Source organism: Pseudomonas sp. SB113 (assembly GCF_040754745.1).
Taxonomy (GTDB): Bacteria; Pseudomonadota; Gammaproteobacteria; order Pseudomonadales; family Pseudomonadaceae; genus Aquipseudomonas; species Aquipseudomonas grimontii.
In genome coordinates this window covers 104864-121269 of the sequence record NZ_JBFMHW010000020.1, presented here as the reverse complement: position 1 = coordinate 121269, position 16406 = coordinate 104864, and the positions used below count along the sequence as shown (strand labels likewise).

Here is a 16406-nt window from a genome sequence, read left to right as displayed (position 1 = left end):
ATTTGGGGGGCCGCCGCCACGCGCCATCCATGGCGCGGGGCGGCTAAACCGGCATCCCTGCCGGTTTACCCCCCAAATCACTGTCGAATTCCGGCCAGCGTGGTTTAACGGGGCGCCTGAGATCAAGATCAAGATCAAAAGCAAGATCAAGATCAAGGGCGGCTCGCTTCGCATCGTGGTTACCGGGGGTGACGACACAACTTTGGCTCAACGCTGAACGCCCGGCAGATAGGGCTGTTGTGGCGAGCGGGCTTGTCCCGCGTTGGGCTGCGTAGCAGCCCCAGTAAAGAAGAACGCGGTGTATCAGACACTCTGTAGAGGCTGGTTTTGGGGCTGCTTCGCAGCCCAACGCGGGCGGTGCGACGATTCGACAAGCCCCCTCCCACACGACCGTTGTTCGTCATGAAATAGGTGTCTGGGCCTAGATGAAGTTTTATTTAGGAAGCGTTCAGCCATTTGTTGGCAAAATGCCCGTACTTCTAGTGTGAATCGCTCACCAGGTAATCCTATGACCCGCATTTTGACCATCGAGGATGACGCCGTAACGGCCCGCGAGATCGTCGCCGAGCTGAGTAGCCATGGACTGGACGTAGATTGGGTGGACAACGGCCGCGAAGGCCTGGTCCGCGCCGTGAGTGGTGATTACGATCTGATCACCCTCGACCGCATGCTGCCGGAGCTCGACGGCCTGGCCATCGTTACCACCCTGCGCACCATCGGCGTGTCGACGCCGATCCTGATGATCAGCGCCCTCTCCGATGTCGACGAGCGCGTGCGCGGCCTGCGCGCCGGGGGGGATGACTACCTCACCAAGCCCTTCGCCTCCGACGAAATGGCCGCCCGCGTCGAGGTGCTGCTGCGCCGTAAAAGCACGGTCAAGGAGTTCGAGACCGCGCTGCGCGTGGCCGACCTGGAACTCAACCTGATCAGCCGTGAAGCCAGCCGCGCCGAGCAGCCGCTGAGCCTGCTGCCCACCGAATACAAACTGCTGGAATTCCTGATGCGCAACACCGGGCAGATCCTGTCGCGGATGATGATCTTCGAGGAAGTCTGGGGTTATCACTTCGACCCGGGCACCAACCTGATCGACGTGCATATCGGCCGTCTGCGCAAGAAAATCGATCCACCGGGCCTCACGCCGCTGATCCGCACGGTACGAGGTTCCGGTTATGTCATTGCTGAACCCCTCTAAGGGCTGGCGCTCTTCCAGCAGCCGCTTGCTGGCGCTCTACAGTTCGTTGTTCGTGGCCTGGAGCTGCATTCTCATGGGGGTGCTGTATTACGAGGTGTCGGGTTACCTGAGCGATCTGTCGCGCCATTCCCTGATGCAGCGCCAGCACCTGTTCCAGCGCTTCGACGGCGAAGAACTGGTGGAAGCATTGACCACCAGCATGACCTTTGACATGAAGGGCGTGGACGCCTACGGCCTGTTCGATGAGCAATTCCGCCCCTTGAGCGGGCCGATCCGCGCGATCCCGCCCGACCTGCCGCTGGACGGCAAGATCCACGCCCTGGCCAACTGCGTCGACTCCGACGACCCCAAGCTGCCCAAGGACAGCTGCGACGCCGTCGCCACCCACACCGACGACGGCCGCTGGCTGGTGCTGGTGCGCGCCAACGGCTCGCTGTTCGGTGTGACGCGGATCATCTGGCATGCGCTGCTGTGGGCGCTGTCCCTGACGATTATCCCCGGCGCCGCCGGCTGGCATCTGTTACGCCGCCGCCCGCTGCGACGGATTCGCGGGATCCAGGCCAGCGCCGAAGCCATCGTCGCCGGCGACCTCACCCACCGTTTGCCGCTGTCCAACCGGCGTGACGAACTGGACATGCTCGCCGCCATCGTCAACGCCATGCTCGACCGCATCGAAAAGCTGATGAACGAGGTCAAAGGCGTCTGCGACAACATCGCCCACGACCTGCGCACCCCTCTGACCCGCCTGCGTGCGCAGCTCTACCGCATCCGGCAGGAGGCCGAGCAGGACTCCGGCTACGCGGTGAAACTGGACGACGCAATCGCCGAGACCGACACCCTGATGGCGCGCTTTCGCGGGCTGCTGCGCATCTCCGAACTGGAAGACCACCAGCGCCGTTCCGGTTTCCTGGTTATGGACCCGCTGCCACTGCTGCGCGAGTTGCACGACTTCTACCTGCCCCTGGCCGAAGAAGGCGAATTGCAGCTGCGCCTGGAAACCCCGGAGTCCCTGCCGTGGATCACCGGCGACCGCGCCCTGTTGTTCGAAGCCCTGTCCAACCTGCTGAGCAACTCCATCAAGTTCTCCCCGCCGGGCGGCGAAGTGATCCTGCGAGGGCTCAACGATGCCGGCAGCACGCGCATCGAAGTGCACGACTCCGGGCCCGGCATACCGGCGGCGGAACGCGATGCGGTGTTCCAGCGCTTTTATCGGGTGGATGAAGGCGACCAGCAAGGCGGGTTCGGGTTGGGCTTGTCGATCGTCGCGGCGATCATCAACCTGCATGGGTTCAGGTTGGAAGTCGGCACCAGCGAGCAAGGCGGAGCGCGCCTGATCCTGGAGTGTCGCCAGCAACTGATGCCTGAGGCCTAAGGCCAGCGGGGTACAAATGAGGGAGGGGGCTTGCCCCTCCCACATTAGCCTGGCATTGCCTGGTAGATCGGATCAGGCCGGGAAGTTGGCCCGCAACGCCTCAACCCCGCCTTTGTAAATCCCGGCAAACAGCGCTTCCACCGCCGCCTCCGTAGTACCCGCCGCCGGGGTAAACACACCGGACCATGTCACCTTCGCCGACGACTCCGTCAGCGCCTCAACCTGCAACGTGGACAGGTACGCACTCACCGGAAACGGCGACGCTTCAATGGTGTAGCTGTAAGTACGCCCGACGTTATCGAAGGTCTGCAAACGCTCCACCACCACGCCACCGTCGGCGGTTTCCAGGTGACGCACACGCCCACCTTCACCGGGCTCGCTCTTGGCGATAAACGGCAGCCAATCAGGCAGGCTGTTGAAGCCGCCGACCAATTGCCAGACCTGATCGGCCGACACAGGGATTTCAATCACGCAAGAGGCTGTTGCCACGATAAATACTCCACACAATAAAAAGAATTCAGATCGCCATGCTGTCGACGACACCGCCATCGACCCGCAACGCGGCACCGGTGGTGGCCGAAGACAAGGGTGAAGCAATGTACGCCACCAGATTCGCCACTTCCTCCACATTCGCCGCACGCTGGATGATCGATGTGGGCCGCGCATTGCGCACAAACACATCGGCCTCGTCCCGCGCACTGCGTCCGGACTTGGCCGTGGCGTCCTTGAGCATCTGCTCCAGGCCGTCGGTAAACGTCGGGCCTGGCAGCACAGCATTCACCGTCACCCCTGTGCCCGCGAGGCGCTTGGCCAGGCCATGGGACACCGCCAGGTTGGCGCTTTTGGTCACGCCGTAGTTGATCATGTCCGCCGGTGTCGCCACGCCGGACTCCGATGACAGGAAAATCACTCGGCCCCAACCCTGCCCGACCATGCCCGGCACGTAATGCCGCGCCAGGCGCACGCCGGAGATCACATTGACCTCATAGAAGCGCGTCCACTCGCTGTCCGGGGCGTCGAAGAAATCCACAGCGTTGAAGATGCCCAGGTTGTTGACCAGGATGTCGGCGTGAGGTTCGGCGACGAACAGCTTTTCGGCGCCTTCGGCCGTGCCAAGATCCGCCACCAACCCGCGCAGGTCGGCGCCCGGCACCGCCTGGCGAATGCTCGCCAGCGCATCGTCGACCTTGCCGGCTTCACGCCCGATCACCACCACGGTAGCGCCGGACTGCGCGAGGGCCTGGCTGATGCCCAGGCCGATGCCGGCGGTGCTGCCGGTGACGATGGCTACTTTTCCACTTACATCAATTTTCATCATGAACTCCTGGATTCAACGTGGCAGTGGTGCACGGTCCGAAATCAAGCGGGCATCGCGCAGGGCCTGCCAGAAGGCAGTGGGGATTTTTTCTGACAATGCCGCGACGTCTTCGGCAATCCGCCCCGGGCGACTGGCTCCCGGAATTACAGCAGCCACGGCGGGATGTGCCAGGGAAAATTGCAGCGCCGCCGCTTTCACGCTCACGCCGAATGCCTGGGCAATCGTCTTGATCTGCTCGACCTGGCTGATGATCGCCGGGCTGGCTTGCTGGTATTCGAAGTGTGCGCCACCGGCCAGGACGCCCGAACTGTAAGGGCCACCGACGACGATCTCGACGTTCTGCGCCAGGGCGGCGTCCATCAGGCGTTGCAGGGCACGCTCGTGGTCCAGCAGGGTGTAGCGGCCGGCCAGCAGGAAACCATCGGGTTGCGCCTCGCTCAGGTCCAGGGTCAGCTCACACGGCTCGACGCGGTTCACGCCCAGGCCCCAGGCCTTGATCACGCCCTCTTCACGCAGGCGGGTGAGCACTTTGAACGCGCCGGTACGAGCTTGGTTGAAGTATTCCAGCCACTGGTCGCCGTAGAAGTCCTGGGCAATGTCGTGAATCCACACGATGTCCAGGCGATCGGTTTGCAGGCGGTTCAGGCTGTCTTCAATCGAGCGCAGGGTGGCGTCGGCGCTGTAGTCGTTGAGCATTTTGTTCGGGCGACCGTGTTCGAACACGCCGCTTTTCTCGCCAAGGTCGCGGGCGCTTTCTTCGACTTCGTCGAGAATCACTCGGCCGACTTTGGTGCTGAGCACAAAGTCATCGCGGTGGTATTGCGACAGGGACTGGCCCAGGCGGATTTCCGAGAGGCCTGAGCCGTAGAACGGCGCGGTGTCGAAGTAGCGCACACCGGCGTTCCAGGCGGCCTCGACGGTGGCCTGGGCTTCGTCTTCAGGAATGGCGCGGAACATGTTGCCCAGCGGTGCGGTGCCAAAGCCGAGTTGGCCTGGGAGTTTGTCTTTCAAGCTCATGATGGATCCTCAAATGGGTAAGAGGTCGCTGTGACCGTTGAGCAGATCCTAGATTGCCTAGATCGGACCGTCCAAGACATACTGCGACGAACTTAAGTCCTGCGAGGTCTTACATGATCGATCTACGCCAACTGCGCTACTTCGAAGTGGTCGCCGAAGAAGAACACGTCGGCCGCGCCGCCGAGCGCCTGCACATCTCCCAGTCGCCCCTGAGCCGGCAGATCGCCCAGCTCGAAGAACGCCTAGGCCTGACCCTGTTCGAGCGCAGCCAGCAACGCATCCGCCTGACCCGTGATGGCCAAACCTTTCTCGCCGAAACCAAGGCGCTTTTGACCCATGCCAATCGCCTGGAGTCATTGGGCAAACGCCTGGGTCGAGGCGAAGAAGGCGGCCTATGCATCGGCTACATCGAAAACGCCATGCATGCCGGTGTGTTGCCCAACGCCCTGCGCGTGCTGCGCGACGACCGGCCCACCGTGCATATCAAGCTGTATAACTTGCCCTCCCTGGAACAACTGGAAGGCCTGCGCCAACGCAGCCTGGACATCGCCCTGGTGGGCGAGCCCCCGGCAACCGACGACCCGGACTTGACCGCCCTGCAAGTGCTGGACGACCCGATGCTGCTGGCCTTGCCCGAGCATCATCCCCTCGCCCAAAAAAAACACTTGCTGCCCGAACACCTGGCCGAGCAGCAATGGATCGGCGTGCAACGTAAACCCGGCGCCAACCCCGCCGATGACTTTGTCGCCGCCTGCATCCGCGCCGGTTTCACCCCGCAGATCCCCATGGAAGCCAGTGAGCCGTTTACCGCATTGGGGCTGGTGGCGTCCGGGTTGGGCGTGGCCATGGTGCAAAAGGGCTTGAGCCGCAACGCACCGCCCGGTGTGGTGTTGCGGGAGTTGCCGTGGTTGACCTACACCACACCGCTGTGGGCGGCGTGGCATCGGGTCAACTTGCGGCCGTTGGTAGAAACCTTCCGCAAGGTACTCACCGAACCCAAGGGCTGATGGAGCTCAAAAATGTGGGAGCGGGCTTGCTCGCGAATGCGGTGTATCAGCTACTCATGAGCTGACTGACATGACGCCTTCGCGAGCAAGCCCGCTCCCACATTTAGATCGTGGTGTATCAGGTAGATCTTAGTCGGCTAAACCAACTCCCGCAGGCGATACCACAACATCCCCAACGCCAACAGCGGCGACCGCAGCGCCTTGCCGCCCGGAAAGGTCATGTGCGGCACCTGGCTGAAAATATCCAGCCCCTTGCTGTGACCCGCATGAATACCTTCAGCCAGCAGCCGCGCGCACCAGTGAGTGACGTTTAATCCATGCCCGGAATAGCCCTGGGCGTAGTACACATTGGGGTACTGCTGCAGCCGCCCGACCTGCGGAAAACGGTTGGCGGTGATGCCGATCTTGCCGCCCCACTGGAACTCGATGGCGGTGTCGGCCAGTTGCGGGAACACCTTGAGCATCTTCGGCTGCATATAGGCGGCGATGTCTTGGGGATCGCGCCCCGAGTAATGGCAGGCGCCACCGAACAGCAGGCGGCGGTCGGCGGACAGCCGGTAGTAATCCAGGCCGACTTTCTGGTCGCACAGCGCCAGGTTCTGCGGGATCAACGCGTGGGCGACGTCTTCAGGCAGCGGCTCGGTGGCGATGATGTAGCTGCCCGCCGGGAGGACCTTGCCGCTCAGGCGCGGCTCCAGTTCTTCCAGATGGGCATTGCAGGCCAGCACCAGATTGGCGGCCCGCACCGTGCCGCCAGCGCAACGCACCTGCACCGTGTCGCCGTGAACCAGCTCCAGCACCTGGGTGTGTTCAAAGATCCGCACCCCCAGGGACTCGGCTAGCCGTGCCTCGCCAAGTACCAGGTTCAGCGGGTGCAAATGCCCGGAGCCCATGTCCACCAACGCGCCGGCATACTGCGTCGAATCCACCACTTCGCGGATGTCTTGCGGGCCCACCAGGCGAGTCTCATGGGCATAACCCAAGCGCGCCAGGCTGTCCTGCTCGCCCTTGAAGGCGGCGAACTGCGCCGGGGTGTTGGCCAGCTCGGCAAACCCCCAGCGCAAGTCGCAGTCGATCCGGTGCTCGCGAATGCGTTCGCCCACCAGTGCCACCGACTCGATACCCGCGCGCTCCAGATAACGCACGCCCTCCTCGCCGACGTATTTGGCAAACCCCGACACATTGTGGCCAATGCCACGAATCAACTGCCCACCGTTGCGCCCACTGGCGCCCCAGCCGATACGCCGGGCCTCCAGCAGGATCACCGAGAGCCCGCGCTGGGCCAGTTCGATAGCGGTGTTAACGCCGGTAAAACCACCGCCGATCACACACACATCGGCGCTCAGGTCGGCGCCCAGTGACGGACGCTCCGGCAGGGCATTCGCGGACGCGAGGTAGTAGGAACGCGTGTGGTCACTGGCCTGGATCATTTGTTGGTCTTCACTTTGCTCCAGGCGCGCGTCATCAGGCGCATGGTCGCCGGGGTGGGCGTGGTGGAAATATAGAGTTTGTCGAGCACGGCCTGGGATGGATACACCTCAGGGTTGTTCACCAGTTCCGGGTCCATGAACGCCTGGGCCGCCGGGTTGGCGTTGGCGTAACCGACCGAGGCGCTGACCTTGGCGATCACTTCAGGGTCGAGCAGGTAGTTGATAAAGGCATGGGCCTCTTTCGGGTTACTCGCATCAGCCGGAATGGCCAGCAGGTCGAACCACAGGTTGGAGCCTTCCTTGGGAATCGAGTAAGCGATGTTCACGCCGTTCTCGGCTTCCTTGGCACGGTTGGCGGCCTGGAACACATCGCCGGAATAGCCGAACGCCACGCAAATATTGCCGTTGGCCAGGTCCGAAATGTACTTGGAGGAATGGAAGTAGGTGATGTACGGCCGCAGGGTCAGCAGCTTGGCTTCAGCTTCCTGGTAGTCCTTGGGGTTCTCGCTGCGCGGGTCCTTGCCCATGTAGTTGAGGATCGCCGGGAACAGCTCATCCGCCGAGTCGAGGAAGGCCACGCCGCACTGGTTGAGCTTCTTGATGTTCTCCGGCTCGAACAGCACCGCCCATGAATCGATATGGTCGATGCCCAACACTTGCTTGACCTTGTCGACGTTATAACCGATGCCGTTGGTACCCCACAGGTACGGCACCGAGTGCGCATTGCCGGGGTCGTTTTTCTCCAACAGCTTGAGCAGCTTGGGGTCGAGGTTCTTGAAGTTGGGCAACTGCGCGCGGTCGAGCTTGAGGAATGCGCCGGCCTTTACCTGACGCGCCAGGAAGTGATTGGACGGCACCACCACGTCATAACCGGTGCGGCCGGCGAGCAACTTGCCCTCCAGGGTTTCGTTGGAGTCGAACACGTCATAGATCACCTTGATCGAGGTTGCGGCCTGGAAATCCGCCAGGGTGGTCTCACCGATGTAGTCGGTCCAGTTGTAGACGCTCACCGTCGGCGCGGCTTGGCCGGCACTGCTGAACGCGGCCACCAGGGCCAGCGGTAAAAGCTTGTTCACAAGACGCATATCGACACCCCTTTGGTTTTTTTAGACGCTCAACAGCAGGAACTCACGCTCCCAGGAACTGATGACCCGCTTGAAATTTTCATGCTCGGCGCGCTTGACCGCGACGTAGCCGCGCACGAACTTGTCGCCCAGGTACTGCTTGACCGTGTCGCAATCCTCCATCCGCGCCAGGGCGTCTTCGAGGGTGAACGGCAGGCGCAGGTTGCGGCGCTCATACGCGCGTCCTTCTACCGGGGCGCTGGGTTCGATCTGCTCGATCATGCCCAGGTAGCCACACAGCAGACTAGCGGCAATCGCCAGGTAAGGATTGGCATCGGCGCCCGGCAGGCGGTTTTCCACGCGCATCGCATCCGGGCTCGAGGTGGGCACGCGCAGGCCGACCGTGCGGTTTTCTTCGCCCCACTCCACGTTGACCGGCGCCGAGGTGTCCGGCAGGAAGCGGCGGAACGAATTCACGTTGGGCGCGAACATCGGCAGCAGCTTGGGGATGTACTTCTGCAGGCCGCCGATATGGTGCAGGAACAGCGGGCTCATCTTGCCGTCGGCGTCGACAAACACCGGCTTGCCCGTGGCGATCTCCACCACGCTCTGGTGCAGGTGCATGGCGCTGCCGGGCTCGTCGGCCACCGGCTTGGCCATGAAGGTGGCGGCCACGTTGTGCTTGAGCGCGGCTTCGCGCAGGGTGCGCTTGAACACGGTGATCTGGTCGGCCAGGTCGAGGGCATCGCCGTGACGGAAGTTGATTTCCATCTGCGCCGGGCCGTCTTCATGGATCAGCGTGTCGAGGTCCAGGCCCTGGGCTTCGCACCAGTCATAGACGTCTTCGAACAGCGGGTCGAACTCGTTGGCGGCATCGATGGAGAATGACTGGCGCCCGGTTTCGGCACGCCCGGAGCGGCCAATCGGGGTTTTCAGCGGCAGGTCCGGGTCTTCGCAGCGCTGGGTCAGGTAGAACTCCATTTCCGGCGCGACAATCGGCTGCCAGCCTTGATCGGTGTAGAGCTGCAGGACTTTCTTCAGCACGTTGCGCGGCGACAGTTCGATGGGGTTGCCGTGCTTGTCGAAGGTGTCGTGGATCACAATCGCGGTGGGCTCGATGGCCCACGGCACCACGTAGGTCGCGTTGGCCACTGGACGGCAGATCATGTCGATGTCGGCCGGGTCCAGCAGGTCGTAGTAGATCTCGTCGTCGACAAAGTCCCCGGTTACCGTTTGCAGCAACACACTTTCCGGCAGGCGCATGCCTCGCTCATGCAGGAACTTGTTGGTGGGCGCAATCTTGCCGCGTGCGATGCCAGTCAAATCACTGATCACGCATTCGACTTCGGTAATCTTGTGTTCTTTCAGCCAGGCGGACAGCTGATCGAAGGGGGCGTTCATAAGGACCTCGTCATGGGTTGGGTACTGCGCCGCCTTGTACTTGCGGCGCATTGAGGTCTATCTTGGGCCAGCCTCACCGAGGCATCTATCCACTTTGCACGCAGCACAACGCACCAATAGAGTGCGCACGGATCACCCATGACACAGGCAACCGCTTTGCGCGTACAGGCCTTCACCACCGGTGATGTGGCCGCCCAATGCAGTGCGACACCCGGTTGGGTGCAGCAGTACCAGCAGATGTCCCCCGGGCATTTCGCCGGGCGCATCCGCTACCTCGACCTGCAAGGTGTCGAGGTCTACGAAGAGAGCATGAACACCCGCGTGGAGCAGCACTTCAACGCACCGCCGGGCGCGCTGGCGTTCTGTTTCGATGGCAGCGACAACGCGCTGTACCTGCTCAATGGCGAAAGCCGCAACACCTGGATCACACCGGAAAACTATCGCGAGGTGGCGGTGGTGTTCGGGCCGCAATTCGTGCAGCGCCACGGCCTGGATGTGCAGACGCTGGAAGGCCTGTTCATGGCGCCGCTGACCTGCCAGCAGAACGCGCTGTTCAGCCGCTGGCTGAGTGGCACGCTGACGCGCTTGTCGACCTTGACCGATCCGATCAGCCGCGACGCCCTGACCCAGCAGTTGCTCGACGATTGCCTGTTCATCCTCGACAACGCCTGCGTGTGCCTGGACCGCAGTTCATTGCAGCGGCGCAGCGAAGAGCGCTTGTTGATGGCACGCATAGGCGAGTGGGCGGCGGATGCGCCGGACGAAACCGTCAACCTGTTGGAACTGGCCCGGATCGCCGGTGTGCCGTTGCGTCAGTTACAGCAAGGCTTCAAGACCTACACCGGGATGAGCCCGGCGCAGTGGTTGCGCATGCGCCGCTTGAACGGCGCACGGCGTGAGTTGCTGGGCAGTACCGGAACGACCGTGGCCGAAGTGGCGATGAACTGGTCGTTCTGGCATTTGGGGCGGTTCTCTAACAGCTATCGAGCATTGTTCAAGGAACTGCCCAGCGAAACCCTGAAGCACTCACTCTGAAATGCATTCAAAACTGTGGGAGGGGGCTTGCCCCCGATAGCGTTGGTTCAGTCAATGTCCTGGGACTGACACACTGCAATCGGGGGCAAGCCCCCTCCCACATTGAATTGCATTTCAAGGCTGGGATTTGAGGAAGGCTGCCATGAGTTGGTTAACCCGCTCCGCCGCTTCCAACTGCACCATATGCCCCTGCCCCGGCAATATCTCCACCTGGGCCTCCAACCCCTGGGCATGCCGCACCGGGATGATGGCATCGTCACTGCCCCAAATCACCAGACTCGGTTGCTGGCCTACTACGTTGCGCAAATCCAGGCGCTGGCGCCCACCTTCAAACAACTGGGCATTGAGCTGACGAAGCGCCTGGTCCACCCCTTCCAACCGCTTGAACTTGAGCATGTCCTCAAGCATCTGCCGCGTCACCAGCGCCGGGTCGCTGAACAGTTGCACCAGTTGCGGCTTGAGCGCGTTACGGTTATTGGCCTCGGCAAAGCCATGCAGGTAATCGCCATTGATGTCCGCCCCCAGACCGGCGCTGGCGATCAGGGTCAGCGAGGCAACGCGCGCCGGTGCCTGACGGGCGACCGTCAGGCTGACCAACCCGCCCATGGAGTGCCCGGCCAGGTGCACGCGGTCGAGCTTGAGGTGATCGAGAAAGGCCAGCACGGCCTGGCTCAGTTCCTCGGCGTCACCCGTTTGCAGGTGCTTGCCCGACTCGCCATGCCCAGGCAGGTCCAGGGCGATCACCCGGCGCTCGGCGGCCAGGGCCGGTTGGTTGAACAGCCAGTTGTTCAAGTCGCCGCCAAAACCATGCACCAGCACCAGCGGCGTACCGCCCTCGCCCAGGTCTAGATAACGCAACAAACGCCCGCCCACCTCGACCTTCTGCGCACTCGGCCCGCTGGCTTCGGCTTCGGCGCTGCTGGAGACGAACCCGGCGTTGAAGCTTTCGATCACCGCATCGATCTCTTCTTCGCTGGCCTCACCGTCCACCACGACCCCCAGCAACGCGCCCACCGGCAAGGTCTCATCGCTCAGCGCCAGCACGCGGCGCAACACGCCGCTGAAGGGCGCCTCGACACTGCTGGAGATCTTGTCGGTCTCCACGTCCAGCACTTCCTCGCCCTTCTCCACCCGGTCGCCGGGCTGCTTGAGCCAGACATCGATGCGACCTTCGGTCATCGACAGCCCCCACTTGGGCATGGTCAAGGTATGGATCATGCGGCGTTCCTCTTGTCGGCGATCTTCAGCACGGCGGCCTCGATCTTCGCGGCGTTGGGGATGTACAGGTCTTCCAGGGCATCGGAAAACGGCACCGGCGTGTGCGGCGCGGTGACCATCTCGATCGGCGCGCGCAGGAACGAGAAGCCCTGTTGGGCCACCAACGCACTGATGTCGGTGGCGATGGAACAACGCGGGTTGGACTCATCGATCACCACCAGGCGCCCGGTTTTCTCTACGCTCTCGAGGATGCTGTCTTCATCCAGTGGGCTGGTGGTGCGCAGGTCCAGCACCTCGCAGTCGATGCCCTGGCGCGCCAGGTTGGCGGCGGCTTCCAGGGCGATATGCACCATGCGCCCGTAGGTCACCAGGGTCACGTCGCGGCCTTCGCGCACAAAGTTGGCTTCGCCGAACGGCACGGTGTACAGCTCTTCCGGCACTTCGCCCTGCAGGCTGTAGAGCATCTTGTGTTCGAGGAAGATCACCGGGTCGTTGTCGCGGATCGCCTGGATCAACATGCCCTTGGCGTCATACGGCGTGGCCGGGCACACCACCTTGAGGCCGGGAATGTGCGTCCACATCGAGGTGAGCATCTGCGAATGCTGGGCCGCCGCGCGCAGACCGGCGCCGTACATGGCGCGCACCACCAGCGGCGTGGTGGTCTTGCCGCCGAACATGTAGCGAAACTTGGCGGCCTGGTTGAGCAACTGGTCGAGGCAGCAGCCGATAAAGTCGACGAACATCAATTCGCACACCGGGCGCATGCCACGGGTGGCGGCGCCGACGGCCATGCCGACATAGCCGACTTCGGACAAAGGCGCATCGAGTACCCGGTCTGGAAACTCCGGGTACAGGCCCTTGGTCACGCCGAGCACACCGCCCCAGGCGTCCTGCTCGCCGGGCGAACCGGTGCCGCCGGAGACGTCCTGGCCGATGATGAACACACTCTGGTCCCGACGCATTTCCTGGGCCAGGGCTTCGTTGATTGCCTGCTGATAGCTGATTTTGCGAGCCATGAGATTCTCTCCGAGTCTTGTTGTTATTAGCGGTAGGCGACGTAGACATCACTGAGCAGGTCGGCGGCCTGGGGCTTGGGATCGGACTTGGCCAGGCGCACGGCGTCGTCGATCAACTGCGCGACCTCGCCGTCGATACGTTCGAACTGCGCGGCATCGAGCCAGCCTTCGGCATTGCAGCGCTGGCGGAACAGCGCGAGGCAGTCGTGGGACTCGCGCAGGTTCTTCACTTCATCCGGGCCGCGATAGGTTTGTGCATCGCCTTCGAAGTGGCCGTAGAAGCGACTCAGCTTGACTTCCACCAAGGTCGGTCCGTCGCCTTTGCGCGCACGCTCCACGGCCACGCCCAGCGCGGCGTGCACGGCGAAGAAATCATTGCCATCGACAATCACCCCCGGCATGCCAAAGCCCACCGCCCGTTCGGCAATGTCCTTGCACGCCACCGACCAGCCGGAACCGGTGGCCTCGGCATAGCCGTTGTTTTCGGCGACGAACAGGCACGGCAGCTTCATGATCGACGCCAGGTTCATCGCCTCGAACACCGCGCCCTCGTTGGAACCACCGTCGCCGAAGAACGCCACGGCCACGCCCTGGCTGCCTTTGAGCTTGGAGGCCAGCGCAGCGCCTGCCGCCAACGGCGCACCGGCACCGACAATGCCATTGGCGCCGAGCATGCCCTTCTCCTGGTCGGCGATGTGCATGGAGCCGCCCTTGCCGCCGCACACGCCGGTTTTCTTGCCGTAGATCTCGGCCATCATGCCGAACACATCCACGCCCTTGGCGATGCAATGGCCATGACCACGGTGGTTGGAGGCGATGCAATCCTCATCGTTGAGGTGGGCCATCACCCCCGCTGCGCTGGCTTCCTGGCCGGCATACAGGTGCACGAAACCGGGGATCTCGCCGGTGGCGAACTCCACATGCAGGCGTTCTTCGAAATCACGGATGGTGCGCATCACGGTGTAGGCATGCAGCAATTGATCGGTGGACAGGTGAGTGGACATCTTGTTGTTCTCCAGGTTGTCTCGACACACAAAAGGCTGGCTGCGGCCAGCTGTAAGCGCTTCAGCACAGGCTGTGCCAAGGCGCACAAAAACCTGGCAAAGCCTTGACCCAGAGCAGTGCCGCACCGTTGTGCCGCTGCGCGATGCCAGCGCAGAATGAGACCCGGCATTGCACTGTGCAGGCGGCGTCTCAGGCAAATTGAGACGCTGCGTCTCAGCCCCGGCAGTTGGTCAGGCCAGCCTTGTCCGTCGACGCCCATGGGCGCTTAATGGCGGGCATAACAACAAAGATCGAGAACCGGAGGCCTTATGTTCGCCGCGAACTCCAGGGAACACGTCGACTGCGTCAGTCGCGTGGTCCGCAATGCCGATCGCCTGCCCCAGGCGCCGGTGCCGTCGCTGATTTTCGATTCATGGCGGCGCTCCATGGAGCAACACCACCTCGACCCCGGCTCGCTGCAGGGGCCCCGCATCCTCACCGAACCCTTGCTCAAGGAATGCCGCGAGCGCGCCGAACTGTTCATGCGCATCGCCAGCGAGGAAGTCGGGCAACTGCACCACCGGGTGCGCCACGCCGACTACTGCGTAATGCTCACCGACGCCCAGGGCCAGACCATCGACCACCGCGTCGACACCGCCATTCGCAACGACTGCCGCAAAGCCGGCCTGTACCTCGGCACCTGTTGGTCGGAAGCCGAGGAAGGCACCTGCGGCGTGGCCACGGTACTGACCAGCAAGGCCGCGGTGACCGTACACAAGCGCGACCACTTCCGCGCCGCCTTTATCAGCCTGACCTGCTCCGCCGCACCGATCTTCGACCCCCAGGGCAACCTGCTGGGCGTGATGGATGCCTCGGCGCTCAAATCCCCGGATGACCGGCGCAGCCAGCACTTGGTGCGGCAGATGGTGGCGCAGAGTGCGCAAGCCATCGAAAACGCCTTCTTCATGCACAGCGCCCGCGAGCACTGGGTGCTCCAGGCCCACAGCACACCGGGTTACGTAGACAGCCAGCCCGACCTGCTGCTGGCCTGGGACCAGGACGGGCGCCTGCACGCGCTGAACAGCAAGGCGCGCCAGGCCCTGCGCCGGCGTTTCGGCCAGGTGCCGGAGCATATCGGCGAAGTGTTCGACCTGGATGCGTTGCGCTCGGCCACGGATCAATCGACCCAACACCTGCAATGGCTGGGCGAGCCTGGCGTATTGCACGTGCGGGTCAACACCCCGCAACGCAAACCGGCGCGGCCCGCTGCGCACACCCAGGTCGACCCTCGGGTGGAAGAACACCTGCGCCTGGCCGTGCGCGTCAAGGACCGCAACCTGCCGGTACTGGTGCAGGGCGAAACCGGCGCTGGCAAGGAAGTGTTCGCCCGCCAACTGCACGAACGCAGCGCGCGGCGAACCGGGCCCTTTGTCGCGGTGAACTGCGCGGCGATCCCCGAGAACCTGATTGAAAGCGAGCTGTTCGGCTACGTCGCCGGGGCCTTTACCGGTGCGTCCAGCAAAGGCATGCCGGGGCTGTTGGTGCAGGCCGATGGCGGCACGTTGTTCCTCGATGAAATCGGCGATATGCCGCTGGCGCTACAGACGCGCCTGCTGCGGGTGATGGCGGAGGGTGAGGTCGCGCCCCTGGGCGGGGCCAAAACCCGCACGGTGGACATCCAGGTGATCTGCGCCAGCCACCGCGACCTGGCCGCGCTGGTCAGCGACGGACGCTTTCGCGAAGACCTGTACTTCCGCCTCGGCTGCGCCCGCTTCTGCCTGCCGCCGCTGCGCGAGCGCAGCGACAAGCTGGCGTTGATCAACCGGCTGGTGGAGCAGCAAGCACGCGGCAGCGGCGTCCCAGTGGGCATCGGCCAGGCCGCGCTGGAACGGCTGCTGGGCTATGCCTGGCCGGGCAATGTGCGCCAACTACACCACACGCTGGCGTATGCCTGTGCGGTGTGTGAAGGCGGCACGATTCAGCTGGCGGACTTGCCGATTGAAGTACGCGGCGAACAGGTCGAGGCGCTGACCGAGCACAGCGTCAGCCCGGAGCGGCAGGTGGTGCTGGACGCATTGATCCGACATCGCTGGAAGCCGTTGCCGACGGCGCAGGCGTTGGGCATTTCCCGAGCCACCCTATACCGCCGAGTCAACCAACTGGGCATCGACATGCCCGGCAAGCACTGACACAACGGGGGTCAACAATGTGGGAGGGGCAGTGCGACGATTCGACTTGCACCCGATAAGCATCGGGTATCTACACAACTTCAATAGAATAGTGCGCAGCTGTCGAGCCTTGGCGAGGCTGCGTCAGGCGCGCTACCGATTCAGGCTCGAGGCGCGGCCGACG

Annotated in this window: 14 protein-coding genes and 1 pseudogene; 6 read left to right on the top strand and 9 right to left on the bottom strand. The window is 63.2% G+C overall.

Features of this window, described 5'->3' with window-relative positions; all coding sequences use genetic code 11:
* From AB1462_RS23495 to AB1462_RS23485, 3 genes and pseudogenes are all read left to right on the top strand, one after another.
* Nucleotides 1-217 (top strand): annotated as a pseudogene (locus tag AB1462_RS23495) (hypothetical protein); the annotation flags it as partial.
* Between the two features lie 291 nt (nt 218-508).
* Nucleotides 509-1192: a response regulator transcription factor gene (locus AB1462_RS23490; protein WP_003219726.1), complete on the top strand. Its 684-nt coding sequence runs from the start codon at nt 509-511 to the stop codon at nt 1190-1192.
* On the top strand, nt 1170-2564 hold the full coding sequence (locus tag AB1462_RS23485; protein WP_367248026.1) for a sensor histidine kinase: 1395 nt from the start codon (nt 1170-1172) through the stop codon (nt 2562-2564). The genes AB1462_RS23490 and AB1462_RS23485 overlap by 23 nt, the downstream gene beginning before the upstream one ends.
* Nucleotides 2565-2636: 72 nt before the next feature.
* Here AB1462_RS23485 and AB1462_RS23480 read toward each other — a convergent pair whose 3' ends face one another.
* From AB1462_RS23480 to AB1462_RS23470, 3 genes are read right to left on the bottom strand one after another with little or no spacing between them, the layout of a single operon-like run.
* Nucleotides 2637-3053, bottom strand: coding sequence for an SRPBCC family protein (locus tag AB1462_RS23480; RefSeq protein WP_259193879.1), 417 nt, complete (start codon nt 3051-3053; stop codon nt 2637-2639).
* Nucleotides 3054-3081: 28 nt separating this feature from the next.
* A complete protein-coding gene (locus AB1462_RS23475; protein ID WP_259193880.1) occupies nt 3082-3879 on the bottom strand; it encodes an SDR family NAD(P)-dependent oxidoreductase in 798 nt (265 codons plus the stop codon).
* Between the two features lie 15 nt (nt 3880-3894).
* Nucleotides 3895-4899: an aldo/keto reductase gene (locus AB1462_RS23470; RefSeq protein ID WP_090405483.1), complete on the bottom strand. Its 1005-nt coding sequence runs from the start codon at nt 4897-4899 to the stop codon at nt 3895-3897.
* Between the two features lie 113 nt (nt 4900-5012).
* Here AB1462_RS23470 and AB1462_RS23465 point away from each other — a divergent pair, with 113 nt between their 5' ends.
* Entirely contained in the window at nt 5013-5906 is an 894-nt protein-coding gene (locus AB1462_RS23465; protein WP_090405486.1) for a LysR substrate-binding domain-containing protein, read from the top strand.
* A gap of 137 nt (nt 5907-6043) precedes the next feature.
* On the opposite strand, the gene AB1462_RS23460 is transcribed toward AB1462_RS23465, so the two are convergent.
* The 3 genes from AB1462_RS23460 to AB1462_RS23450 are packed head-to-tail and all read right to left on the bottom strand — an operon-like array spanning nt 6044 to nt 9801.
* Nucleotides 6044-7336, bottom strand: a complete 1293-nt coding sequence (locus AB1462_RS23460) for an NAD(P)/FAD-dependent oxidoreductase (protein ID WP_367248025.1) — start codon at nt 7334-7336, stop codon at nt 6044-6046.
* Nucleotides 7333-8421, bottom strand: coding sequence for a polyamine ABC transporter substrate-binding protein (locus tag AB1462_RS23455; protein WP_367248024.1), 1089 nt, complete (start codon nt 8419-8421; stop codon nt 7333-7335). The genes AB1462_RS23460 and AB1462_RS23455 overlap by 4 nt, the downstream gene beginning before the upstream one ends.
* 21 nt (nt 8422-8442) lie before the next feature.
* The gene (locus tag AB1462_RS23450) at nt 8443-9801 is read right to left on the bottom strand and encodes a glutamine synthetase family protein (protein ID WP_090410033.1); all 1359 of its coding nucleotides are present in this window, start codon (nt 9799-9801) and stop codon (nt 8443-8445) included.
* A 138-nt stretch (nt 9802-9939) separates the two neighbouring features.
* Between AB1462_RS23450 and AB1462_RS23445 the strand changes: the two genes are divergently transcribed.
* Entirely contained in the window at nt 9940-10836 is an 897-nt protein-coding gene (locus AB1462_RS23445; RefSeq protein WP_090405494.1) for a helix-turn-helix domain-containing protein, read from the top strand.
* Nucleotides 10837-10950: 114 nt separating this feature from the next.
* Here AB1462_RS23445 and AB1462_RS23440 read toward each other — a convergent pair whose 3' ends face one another.
* The 3 genes from AB1462_RS23440 to AB1462_RS23430 are packed head-to-tail and all read right to left on the bottom strand — an operon-like array spanning nt 10951 to nt 14074.
* Nucleotides 10951-12054 (bottom strand): acetoin dehydrogenase dihydrolipoyllysine-residue acetyltransferase subunit, encoded by a 1104-nt coding sequence (locus AB1462_RS23440; protein WP_367248023.1) that lies wholly within the window; start codon nt 12052-12054, stop codon nt 10951-10953.
* A complete protein-coding gene (locus AB1462_RS23435) occupies nt 12051-13070 on the bottom strand; it encodes an alpha-ketoacid dehydrogenase subunit beta (protein WP_027606544.1) in 1020 nt (339 codons plus the stop codon). The genes AB1462_RS23440 and AB1462_RS23435 overlap by 4 nt, the downstream gene beginning before the upstream one ends.
* A 26-nt stretch (nt 13071-13096) precedes the next feature.
* Complete coding sequence (locus AB1462_RS23430; protein ID WP_065927960.1) at nt 13097-14074, bottom strand: thiamine pyrophosphate-dependent dehydrogenase E1 component subunit alpha; 978 nt, start codon at nt 14072-14074, stop codon at nt 13097-13099.
* A gap of 309 nt (nt 14075-14383) precedes the next feature.
* Between AB1462_RS23430 and AB1462_RS23425 the strand changes: the two genes are divergently transcribed.
* On the top strand, nt 14384-16243 hold the full coding sequence (locus tag AB1462_RS23425; RefSeq protein WP_367248022.1) for a sigma-54-dependent Fis family transcriptional regulator: 1860 nt from the start codon (nt 14384-14386) through the stop codon (nt 16241-16243).
* Nucleotides 16244-16406 lie beyond the last annotated feature (163 nt).

Coding starts and splice junctions, on each gene's coding strand:
- AB1462_RS23490 (WP_003219726.1), top strand. CDS start 509: ATGACCCGCATTTTGACCATCGAGGATGACGCCGTAACGGCCCGCGAG.
- AB1462_RS23485 (WP_367248026.1), top strand. CDS start 1,170: ATGTCATTGCTGAACCCCTCTAAGGGCTGGCGCTCTTCCAGCAGCCGC.
- AB1462_RS23475 (WP_259193880.1), bottom strand. CDS start 3,879: ATGAAAATTGATGTAAGTGGAAAAGTAGCCATCGTCACCGGCAGCACC.
- AB1462_RS23470 (WP_090405483.1), bottom strand. CDS start 4,899: ATGAGCTTGAAAGACAAACTCCCAGGCCAACTCGGCTTTGGCACCGCA.
- AB1462_RS23465 (WP_090405486.1), top strand. CDS start 5,013: ATGATCGATCTACGCCAACTGCGCTACTTCGAAGTGGTCGCCGAAGAA.
- AB1462_RS23460 (WP_367248025.1), bottom strand. CDS start 7,336: ATGATCCAGGCCAGTGACCACACGCGTTCCTACTACCTCGCGTCCGCG.
- AB1462_RS23455 (WP_367248024.1), bottom strand. CDS start 8,421: ATGCGTCTTGTGAACAAGCTTTTACCGCTGGCCCTGGTGGCCGCGTTC.
- AB1462_RS23450 (WP_090410033.1), bottom strand. CDS start 9,801: ATGAACGCCCCCTTCGATCAGCTGTCCGCCTGGCTGAAAGAACACAAG.
- AB1462_RS23445 (WP_090405494.1), top strand. CDS start 9,940: ATGACACAGGCAACCGCTTTGCGCGTACAGGCCTTCACCACCGGTGAT.
- AB1462_RS23440 (WP_367248023.1), bottom strand. CDS start 12,054: ATGATCCATACCTTGACCATGCCCAAGTGGGGGCTGTCGATGACCGAA.
- AB1462_RS23435 (WP_027606544.1), bottom strand. CDS start 13,070: ATGGCTCGCAAAATCAGCTATCAGCAGGCAATCAACGAAGCCCTGGCC.
- AB1462_RS23430 (WP_065927960.1), bottom strand. CDS start 14,074: ATGTCCACTCACCTGTCCACCGATCAATTGCTGCATGCCTACACCGTG.
- AB1462_RS23425 (WP_367248022.1), top strand. CDS start 14,384: ATGTTCGCCGCGAACTCCAGGGAACACGTCGACTGCGTCAGTCGCGTG.